The organism is Psychrobacter namhaensis (genome assembly GCF_016107545.1).
Lineage (GTDB): Bacteria > Pseudomonadota > Gammaproteobacteria > Pseudomonadales > Moraxellaceae > Psychrobacter > Psychrobacter namhaensis.
Genome location: NZ_JABASS010000011.1, coordinates 84,960 through 94,382, shown reverse-complemented (window position 1 = coordinate 94,382; position 9,423 = coordinate 84,960). Strand labels below are relative to the sequence as shown.

The following is a 9,423-nucleotide window of genomic DNA, read 5'->3' as shown; positions in this document are numbered from 1 at the left end:
GCTGCGTAACTAAAATCTCCCAAGTTTAAGTCTACGGGATTGACGGCAGGGGTCAAACGTTATATTTAATAAATTAAAAACACAAAACCAATATGTTTTTACTTGATAGCGAAAAACGTATTATTTATGGTAATGTATGCTTTGCGTCAAAATTTCTAAGTATCTTTAAGGTTAATTTAAATGGCTATTGAAAAAATGCTTGATAAAGATATACGTCAGGTTGTAAAAAAAAATATTATCAAAAACCATATTCACGACCCTACTGCCTTAGTCGTAGAAGAATTAGGACTAAATTTTGGTAGAAGCCGTATCGATATTGCGGTTATTAATGGAGAGATACATGGTTACGAACTAAAGAGCGATTCAGACAACTTGTTAAGATTACCTAGACAAGTTGAAGCTTATTCAGCCGTGATGGATAAAGTTACTTTAGTTGTCGGCTCTACTCATGCCGATAAGGCAATCCAATTAATTCCAGACTGGTGGGGAGTAAAAATAGCTACTCAGGGTAGTAGAGGAGGGATTACCTTAAAAACAGAACGCCGAACCAAGCTAAACAAATCCATTGAACCTTTAGAGCTGATTAAACTAGCATGGAAAGATGAAGTGCTTGAACTTTTGTCACAACGTATATTAGTAGATTGGCGTATTAAGAAACTAAAAAAACGAGAAATCTACCAGCTAGTGGTAGATAGCTTTTCGCATGATGAACTAAGAAATCATATAAGAACTATATTGAAATCCCGTGACGACTGGCGTTCTGTTTAGTGGCATACGTTATATGATGGTTATGTCCAACTCTCACCCAAGTTTCCATATTTCCACACTTTACCAATTTTTGGGCACAGTCATATAAATACCTATCACCCCAAGAATAGTTAGAGCCTAAAAAATGGGGCGTATTCACTATAATTTGTGATATATCGTGAAACTGACCAAAGCCATCAACGTGTGTATGAACTGGATGTCCAATGGCGTACATATAATCATTTGCTAAGGTATATCTAATTTTAGCATTAGGGTTCACATAAGTTATAGGCTCGCCTTCGCCTGGATAGGTTATAGAGTAGTCAGCGAAAACTATAGCTTTAGTATCTATTGATATTGAAGTTAAAAAATCACAAAATCCTAGCCAATGAACTCGCTGCTTTAAACCGTAAGGATTGTAATCTGCTCTTACAAACTCTTCAGGAGTAGAAGAGCCAGCTATAATAAATCTGTGAATCTGACTTCCAAATTTACTACTAATAGCGTTGTAATAAGTAGAAATATAATGAGCATGAGCACTAGGGCTAGACTTGATATCTGATTTAAAGTCGAGAAGTAAATCAATATATGCGTTACCTTCTAACAGTTCACTCAATAAATTTTGCAACTTTACGACTGTACTGCTATCAAAGGTGCTAATATCGATCCTAATACAACTACTTAACCCATTTTGAACAATGTGCCTGATAATTCTTTGGTTGGGATGAAGAACATTTATCACGGGTGAATAATCAACACTGTTAATATCAAGTGCATTCAATATAAAGTCTACGTAATTCATTCCTTGAATACTAACATTATCGGCTTGGTCTAAATCAATATATATAGGATTATTACCCCATTTAGACTTGATTGTCTTTGCAAGAATCTCTCCTCTCGCAATAGTTTTTTCTTTAGTTAATATGATTATCGGTTTAACATACTGTTTTACATTATTACTTAAATCACAAAGAGCATTATACTCCCCTCGCTTAGAGTTCAATAAAGGAGTATATAACAATGGCTTATCATTCATTCTTTGACTCCCTTCAAATTTATATTTAAAGAATATAGCAATTTTTTAGTTTCGCTAAATTCTATTGTTCCTATGCTATTTATATTTGTTTGATTAAAAAACTTTCAAGTCAAAAATAAATTATAGTTCGTAAAAATTTATTTCAAGAAATCTAGCATGGGTTAGCAATAGAATAACCTACCAACCTCTATTCAAAATTAACAAGTTAAGATTTTGCTTATCTCCGTAAACTTTGTCATAGCAAAAGTTTTTAGCCCTGATTGAAGCGTTAGCTTGGTGGAATGTGTCTCTTACGGTACCTTGCTCAGAAATGATCGCTCGAATGTTGAAACGCACCTGTGCTTAGGTGCTGTGCGTCATAGACTGCCAACTACAAGCGAAAAGCAGGATTAGTAACAAACCTCAGTCTTTAAAACCTCAAACCAAAACGCCTCCTATCCACTTAGCGGGCATTTTTTGCTTCACAGAACGTATAGGTAGATAAACCAATATCAACACTACTACGTGCTTCCCTCACCCCCACCATTTGCTATACTAGCCCAACTTTATCGGTTAAATACCAACTTATAACACCCTCCAAAACAGCATGGTAGCCTTATGAAATTCTCAAAGTTCGGTCAGAAATTTACCCAGCCCACTGGCATCTCACAATTGATGGATGATCTGGGCGATGCGCTAAAAAGCGATCAACCAGTCAACATGCTGGGCGGTGGTAACCCTGCCAAAATTGAGGCTGTCAATGAGCTGTTTTTAGAGACGTATAAGGCGCTGGGTGTTGATAACGATACGGACGAGGCTAATAGTAGCGCGATTATTAGTATGGCGAACTACTCTAATCCGCAAGGCGATGCTGCCTTTATCGATGCATTGGTTGGCTTCTTCAATCGTCATTATGATTGGAACCTCACCTCAGAAAATATTGCGCTGACCAATGGCTCGCAAAACGCCTTTTTCTATTTATTTAATCTGTTCGGCGGTGCTTTCACTGATGAACAGAGCCAAGATAAAGAAAACCAATCTGTCGATAAATCCATTCTACTGCCATTGACCCCTGAGTATATTGGCTATAGTGATGTACATGTTGAAGGTCAGCATTTTACCGCCGTATTACCGCATATCGATGAAGTGACGCATGATGGTGAGGAAGGCTTCTTTAAATATCGTGTGGATTTTGAGGCGTTAGAGAACTTGCCAGCGCTCAAGGAAGGCCGTATTGGGGCGATTTGCTGCTCACGCCCGACCAACCCGACAGGCAACGTCCTGACCGATGACGAAATGGCGCACTTGGCCGAGATTGCCAAGCATTATGACATTCCGCTTATTATCGATAATGCTTATGGCATGCCCTTCCCCAATATCATTTATTCTGATGTCAATTTGCATTGGGATAACAATACAATTTTGTGCTTTAGCTTATCGAAGATTGGTCTGCCCGGTATGCGTACGGGTATCATCGTGGCCGATGCCAAAGTGATCGAAGCAGTCAGCGCGATGAATGCGGTGGTGAATCTAGCGCCAACACGTTTTGGTGCAGCGATTGCCACACCATTGGTTACAAACGATCGTATCAAGCAACTATCTGATAATGAGATTAAGCCGTTTTATCAGAAGCAGGCGAAACTCGCGGTGAAGCTGCTAAAAGACGCATTAGGTGATTATCCGTTAATGATTCATAAGCCTGAAGGCGCGATCTTCTTTTGGTTGTGGTTTAAGGATTTACCGATTACGACCCTTGAGCTATACGAGCGTCTAAAAGACAAAGGCACATTGATTGTGCCAAGCGAGTACTTCTTCCCCGGCGTCGACGTCAGTGATTACCAACACGCGCACGAGTGCATTCGTATGAGTATCGCGGCGGACGAGCAAACGCTAACCGATGGTATCAAAGTGATTGGGGAAGTGGTACGCCAACTTTATGATGAAACCAAGTAAAAACCGTTCGTGATAAACACAAAAAACGGACTTATTAAATAGTCCGTTTTTTTGTGCTGTAAGCGCATACCAACCTTTTAATTAAGCACTTTTAGTAATTGATTAGCACTCAGCTTACCAAAATCATTGGCCGCCAAAGGGCCATCCCCTGAGATGAGCTTTCTATCTTGGTGTGTCTGCCCTGATGCCAGTTTATTATCAATCGTGACGCCTAGCTCTTCGAGTTTATCCCCAAAGTACCAAGGCATCGTACCCGGCAAGTAGCCGATTTTTGGCATCTGCTTGTCCATCACTGTTGGGAACGCCACCATCTTATAGCCTTTAAAGATAAAGTCGCGCTCAGACTCATTTTCTTTACTTGCTGTGTCCACTCCGCTTAAGTTCGCAGACAATAAAGCCGCAGGCCCGTGACAGATCGCTAAGATGAATAGGTCGTTGTCATGACTCCAACGTAGCAGTTCGCCAAGGCTCTTATCTTCCGGCAAGCCAATCATTGCGCCATGACCACCTGGGATAAATATGGCCGCATAGTCATCGCTATCGGCCATGTCATTTTTGACAAAATCAGCGATACTTTTAGGTTTCTCAAGCTTTGACTGGTATTCCGCGTATATTTGTTTGACGTCGTCATCGTCTTCTGGCATCGCCCATTGCTCGACTTTGACAGACTCCCCATTTGGCGTAAAGACGTCCACATTGAAGCCCGCTTTTTTAAAGTGTAATAATGGCACCATCATCTCAACCGGATGATTGCCAGTCTCAAACTTTTTACCGTTTTCCATGGTCATGTATTGCTGCTCGGTACAGACCATCAGGATTTTTTTATTGCCGGTATAAGGCGTGTCGTACTCGGTATGGTCGTAATTGGTTTTGTTTGGTGCTGCCAATTTTAGCGATGACTTCGAAGGAATATACACGCCCGCGTTGGTTTCTTGGGGCTGTAAACCCAACGTATCTTTTGCATTGTCTAGTAGGTCTTGAATATTCATAGTGCTTCCTATTTATTATTATAACAATCCCAAAACGGACGATTAACTTGGTCAAACTTTTGGAAGGTGTTAGTTATAGTGAACGGATAGCGAGTTAAGTAATAAATACAGACGATAATTTTAAAAGACACGTCAATGTCGCTACCCTTTGAATTTAAGATAACAAACTGAGGAAGCGTTAAATAGTCCAGACTTTTTATATTTCGTAAGCTTTGTAAGTGTGAGTTGCTAAGCGTCTACGTTACGGGGCTGCTAATCTGGCAAATTACAGTAATGACTAGTGAGGCGATCAGTAAAAAGTCTTAAAAACGTGAATCGTAACAATGTGACACACAGCAACTAAAAAACGGACTAGTAGTCCGTTTTTTTATGGCGTTTAATCATGGGTTTAACCTGAGTGACTGACTGAAAAATTTTTGTCCATAAGGTGAGAGCATAGAGCACGTACGGCCACAAGCCAGTATTCACAATATCATGAATGCTGGCCTTTAGCTCAGCACGTCCCATCCCTGAAACGCCCAACTCGGTGATGGTATGGCGGTTATCCAAATACTCACCCAAGAGGGCAATACCCGTCACCAGGATTAAAGCCATAAACGCCCTGACACTGTATTTTTTGAAGAGTGGACGCAGCAGAATTAAACTCAATAGATACACGCTCATACCGACGTAAATATGCAGCGCATCTTTTTCTAGCCCTGTGGCATTCATAATGCCTGTCTTAAAGATATAAAAGTCCACTTTGTTTTCCACATATAAAAGAGTAGGAAATAACTAAAAATAAAAAAGAGTTTGCGACAATGCAAACTCTCTTGCGCGAGGCAAAACCGTGCTTTGCGCCCTCCTCGCTCAGGTTACACACTTACTAACTCATCCTACTGCACCAAATATTCAGTTCATATTGTCTAAATGTCCCACTCCACAAAGTTCTTTAACAATTGTAAGCCCGCGGTATGGCTTTTTTCGGGATGGAACTGAGTGGCAAACAAGTTATCTTGCACGATACTGGCACAAAACGGCTGACCATAATCACAGATAGCAGCCACTTGTGAGCTATCGCTAGGCTCGCAATAATAGCTGTGCACAAAATAAAAATGCGCGTTGTCTTCGATACCATGCCACAACGGATGATCAAGATCCATGCCGCTGATGGTATTCCAGCCCATGTGCGGCACTTTGATGGTCGCGCCTTGCTCATCCCTCCACGTGGGATCAAACGCTTCTACGCTGCCCTTTAAAATACCAAGGCACTTTGTCCCACCATTTTCTGCTGATTGCTCAAACAGTGCTTGCATACCGACACAGATGGCCATGACAGGCTTATTGAATATCGCCTGCTGTATGACCTCGTCGATGCCGGCATCTTTCATGCCAGCGATACAGTCGCGCATCGCACCAACGCCCGGGAATACGATCTTATCCGCGGCCGCGACTACTTTTGGGTCGTTGGTGATAGCGACTTCGGCACCAACGAGCGCCAGCGCTTTGCTCACAGAATGCAGATTGCCCATACCATAATCTAATAACGCTACTTTGGTCACTTTGGCCATTAAAACGCCTCTTTAGTCGATGGCAGGGTGTTAAGCGCGCGCTCATCATACTCACAAGCCATACGCAGCGCACGGGCAAAGGCTTTAAAGGTTGACTCGATTTGATGATGGCTGTTTTTGCCTTTGAGGTTGTCCAGATGCACCGTCATCCATGAGTGATTGACGAAGCCATAAAAAAACTCGCTAAACAAATCGACATCAAAGCGGCCCACATGCGAGCGCGTAAAAGGAATGTCCATGTGCAGGCCTGGGCGTCCGGATAGGTCAACGACTGCACGGGTCAAGGACTCATCTAAAGGCGCATAAAAATGCCCGTAACGGCGGATGCCTTTTTTATCACCAAGCGCTTTATTAAACGCTTGTCCTAGCGTAATACCCGTGTCTTCAACGCTATGGTGATCATCGATAAACGTGTCGCCCGTACATTTGATGTCTAAGTCAAACAAGCCGTGACGTTTTATTTGATCGATCATATGGTCCAAAAATGGCACACCTGTATCCACCACCCCTTGACCCGTACCATCAAGGTTTACGGTACAAGTGATTTGTGTTTCAGCCGTATTGCGTTCCACAGTCGCAGTACGGGCGGGACGACCATATAGGTTCGCATTTGGCGAAGGGTTTTGCTCAGAAGCATTGGCTGTCATGGCGACTCTCTATCAATAAAAAGCGGTCAATAAAATAGGGCAGAAAAGCACCCAGTACATTTTGCTAGCATCTAAATCAGTTAACCATAAAGATGTTCTAAAAATATCTCAAAGAAGGCATAATGTTTATACAAGATACTAAAGTTTAATTTTTAGCATAGGTGACACTGTCTGTTCTCATCATAGCAAACCCTAACATTTACTGCCACGACCAAGCCGTAAACCACGCACAAAATTGCCTCATTCTGCTAAAATAGTGACTTCAGTTTAATCAATCATGACCGACGCTATAACGCCACGCTATATCACATTATAGAAACCGTCTGTTTATAGGAACTCCTATGCCTTTAGAAGCCATCGCCATCCATAGCTTGGATACGCCCCTGATTAAAAAGCCTGCCCGTGAGAATGAGCTATCGGAGCGTCTACACGCCTTGTATGATAGCGATGATACACAGCCTTATGGGGCAGAAGTATTAAGTCTCGTTGAGCAAGGCTTTACACGGGGTCAATATCTCTATGTCGGCATGTTCAATGACAAACCTATTGCGGCCGTTGCCTGCTTTGATGATGGGCAAACCAATGCCAAACGTTTGCAATACCTGACGGTCCATCCACAAAATCGCGGCCGTGCCATCGATGCAAAATTCATTAAACTGGTCTATGATGCTGAGGTAAAAAAAGGCGTACGTGAATTTGTCCCTGCTGATGCCGATATTCATCGTATCATGAGCGAATACGAGTTACTGCGCGTCAAGGACTAAACACAGCGTTAAACCCTTTGATTTTATCAAAATTTGCTTATTTTTGGCCTTTTATCACATATAATGCGAAAATAGCTTGACAGCAACGCGTATATTTAGTTTAATAGCGACCTCAACGAAGACGGCTCGATAGCTCAGTAGGTAGAGCAACGGATTGAAAATCCGTGTGTCGGCAGTTCGATCCTGCCTCGAGCCACCATTCGTTACTAGATTCGAAAAACCCTCAAATAGTGATATTTGAGGGTTTTTTTATGCCTAAAAATAGTGCGATTTTATGGCAATAAAGTCTATCACCCTCAACCTTTCACAGCTGGACAACATTTTTAGACTGTTTTTTAAACGGCTCGGCTCAGTATACTAAATGTCACTGCCCACAACAGGGGACGTTATGAGAGAGTTTGATTACGATTTGGACTATCAAAACCTGGATTTGCGCGCGCAGCCTGAGTTGTATCGGGTTGGCCGCGGTGAGCAAGGCGTGTTATTGGTCGAGCCTTATAAATCTGAGATACTGCCGCACTGGCGCTTTGCGACGCCTGATATTGCCAAAGAGAGCAGCGAGACGATTTATCAGATGTTTTTGGATTATCTGGCGGCTGATGATTTTATTGGCGCTGATATGGCGCGTAAATTTATCCAGATGGGCTATACCCGCGCTCGCCGCTATGCCAATCATAAAGGCGGTAAAAAGTACAAAGGCCCAGTCCCTGATGATAAAAAAGGCCAAAGCGGGGCGCACGGACGTGAAGAGCTGCCGCGGCAAGATGAGGACCCAATTAAAGCAGAGTCAGCGCGTATTTTTAAACAAAAATGGGATCTGTGCCGAAAAAACGAGCGTTATTTGACAATGAAAGCTGAACATCGTGAGCGTTATAAAGACGTTGAGTAAGCGTAAAACGCCTTAATAATCGTGCCTCGCATGTCAAATCACAACGATTTTATAATGGCTAGCAGCAAAACAGTGAGGCTTAACGACTTGCTGTGTTAAGGTAATAAGCCCTAGCGCCCCTCTTCCAAAATATCTATCACGCGGACACCAATAATGACAATAGACAATAAGAAACTTTTGATTTTTGATTTTGATGGTACATTGATCGACAGCGTCCCAGACTTGGCTGACGCCGCCAATATCATGCTTGGCCAGTTAGGCAAGCCGAGCTATCCTATTGACACCATACAAGCGTGGGTAGGCAACGGCTCACGTATGCTGGTTGAGCGTGCACTCTCTGGTAGTATTGAGGTTGATCCCCATCTGTCAGACGCAGAGGTAGAAGCGGCTGAGCGTTTGTTCTTCGATGCGTATGCTGCCCACGACACGAGCAAGACCAGCGCTTATCCTGACGTCGAGACAGGTTTAAAACAGTTAACAGACGCTGGTTTTACCCTAGCATTGGTCACCAATAAACCGATACGCTTTGTGCCCGACATATTAGCAAGCCTAGGCTGGACGTCATATTTCGCCATGGTCTTGGGCGGTGATAGCTTATCTGTCAAAAAACCCGATCCTGCGCCCTTATTGCATGTTTGTGAGACACTACAGTTTGATCCCACACAAGCGCTCATGATTGGGGACTCTATCAATGACATCCAAGCTGGCAAGCGTGCCAATATCGATACGGTTGGCTTATCTTATGGTTATAATTATGGCAAAGATATTCGTGATAGCCAGCCCAATCAAGCCTTTGATAGCTTTAAGGCACTGCTAGATTGGGTACTTAAATAAAAAGGGTGGTCAGCTCTTTACAATAGAAATGTGGC

General features: G+C 42.6%; 10 protein-coding genes and 1 tRNA gene. 6 read left to right on the top strand and 5 right to left on the bottom strand.

Annotated features, from left to right (window positions below; all coding sequences use genetic code 11):
• Positions 1-180 precede the first annotated feature (180 nt).
• On the top strand, positions 181-768 hold the full coding sequence (locus JFC06_RS09270) for a sce7726 family protein (protein ID WP_198334821.1): 588 nt from the start codon (positions 181-183) through the stop codon (positions 766-768).
• On the opposite strand, the gene JFC06_RS09265 is transcribed toward JFC06_RS09270, so the two are convergent.
• Positions 731-1,783 (bottom strand): beta family protein, encoded by a 1,053-nt coding sequence (locus JFC06_RS09265; RefSeq protein WP_198334820.1) that lies wholly within the window; start codon positions 1,781-1,783, stop codon positions 731-733. The genes JFC06_RS09270 and JFC06_RS09265 overlap by 38 nt on opposite strands.
• Before the next feature lie 597 nt (positions 1,784-2,380).
• Between JFC06_RS09265 and JFC06_RS09260 the strand changes: the two genes are divergently transcribed.
• A complete protein-coding gene (locus tag JFC06_RS09260; protein ID WP_198334819.1) occupies positions 2,381-3,715 on the top strand; it encodes a valine--pyruvate transaminase in 1,335 nt (444 codons plus the stop codon).
• Between the two features lie 77 nt (positions 3,716-3,792).
• Here the strand turns inward: JFC06_RS09260 and hchA are convergent, their stop codons facing one another.
• From hchA to hisB, 4 genes are all read right to left on the bottom strand, one after another.
• On the bottom strand, positions 3,793-4,704 hold the full coding sequence (gene hchA, locus JFC06_RS09255) for a glyoxalase III HchA (protein WP_198334818.1): 912 nt from the start codon (positions 4,702-4,704) through the stop codon (positions 3,793-3,795).
• Positions 4,705-5,055: 351 nt separating this feature from the next.
• Positions 5,056-5,445, bottom strand: a complete 390-nt coding sequence (locus JFC06_RS09250) for a hypothetical protein (RefSeq protein ID WP_198334817.1) — start codon at positions 5,443-5,445, stop codon at positions 5,056-5,058.
• A gap of 164 nt (positions 5,446-5,609) precedes the next feature.
• Positions 5,610-6,254 (bottom strand): imidazole glycerol phosphate synthase subunit HisH, encoded by a 645-nt coding sequence (hisH, locus tag JFC06_RS09245; protein WP_198334816.1) that lies wholly within the window; start codon positions 6,252-6,254, stop codon positions 5,610-5,612.
• Positions 6,254-6,901, bottom strand: a complete 648-nt coding sequence (gene hisB / locus JFC06_RS09240; protein WP_226949526.1) for an imidazoleglycerol-phosphate dehydratase HisB — start codon at positions 6,899-6,901, stop codon at positions 6,254-6,256. Before hisB ends, hisH begins: the two co-directional genes overlap by 1 nt.
• A 341-nt stretch (positions 6,902-7,242) precedes the next feature.
• Here hisB and JFC06_RS09235 point away from each other — a divergent pair, with 341 nt between their 5' ends.
• From JFC06_RS09235 to JFC06_RS09220, 4 genes are all read left to right on the top strand, one after another.
• Entirely contained in the window at positions 7,243-7,665 is a 423-nt protein-coding gene (locus tag JFC06_RS09235; RefSeq protein ID WP_198334815.1) for a hypothetical protein, read from the top strand.
• A gap of 123 nt (positions 7,666-7,788) precedes the next feature.
• Positions 7,789-7,864 (top strand) — tRNA-Phe (locus JFC06_RS09230).
• Positions 7,865-8,053: 189 nt separating this feature from the next.
• Positions 8,054-8,554 carry a DUF4385 domain-containing protein gene (locus JFC06_RS09225; RefSeq protein WP_198334814.1) on the top strand — a complete coding sequence of 167 codons (501 nt, stop codon included), beginning with the start codon at positions 8,054-8,056 and terminating at the stop codon, positions 8,552-8,554.
• Between the two features lie 153 nt (positions 8,555-8,707).
• Complete coding sequence (locus JFC06_RS09220) at positions 8,708-9,388, top strand: phosphoglycolate phosphatase (RefSeq protein WP_198334813.1); 681 nt, start codon at positions 8,708-8,710, stop codon at positions 9,386-9,388.
• Positions 9,389-9,423: the final 35 nt, after the last annotated feature.

Bases quoted from the DNA above. Each gene is read 5' to 3' on its own strand.
- JFC06_RS09260 (WP_198334819.1), top strand. From the start codon at position 2,381: ATGAAATTCTCAAAGTTCGGTCAGAAATTTACCCAGCCCACTGGCATC.
- hisH (WP_198334816.1), bottom strand. From the start codon at position 6,254: ATGGCCAAAGTGACCAAAGTAGCGTTATTAGATTATGGTATGGGCAAT.
- JFC06_RS09235 (WP_198334815.1), top strand. From the start codon at position 7,243: ATGCCTTTAGAAGCCATCGCCATCCATAGCTTGGATACGCCCCTGATT.
- JFC06_RS09225 (WP_198334814.1), top strand. From the start codon at position 8,054: ATGAGAGAGTTTGATTACGATTTGGACTATCAAAACCTGGATTTGCGC.
- JFC06_RS09270 (WP_198334821.1), top strand. From the start codon at position 181: ATGGCTATTGAAAAAATGCTTGATAAAGATATACGTCAGGTTGTAAAA.
- JFC06_RS09265 (WP_198334820.1), bottom strand. From the start codon at position 1,783: ATGAATGATAAGCCATTGTTATATACTCCTTTATTGAACTCTAAGCGA.
- JFC06_RS09220 (WP_198334813.1), top strand. From the start codon at position 8,708: ATGACAATAGACAATAAGAAACTTTTGATTTTTGATTTTGATGGTACA.
- hisB (WP_226949526.1), bottom strand. From the start codon at position 6,901: ATGACAGCCAATGCTTCTGAGCAAAACCCTTCGCCAAATGCGAACCTA.
- hchA (WP_198334818.1), bottom strand. From the start codon at position 4,704: ATGAATATTCAAGACCTACTAGACAATGCAAAAGATACGTTGGGTTTA.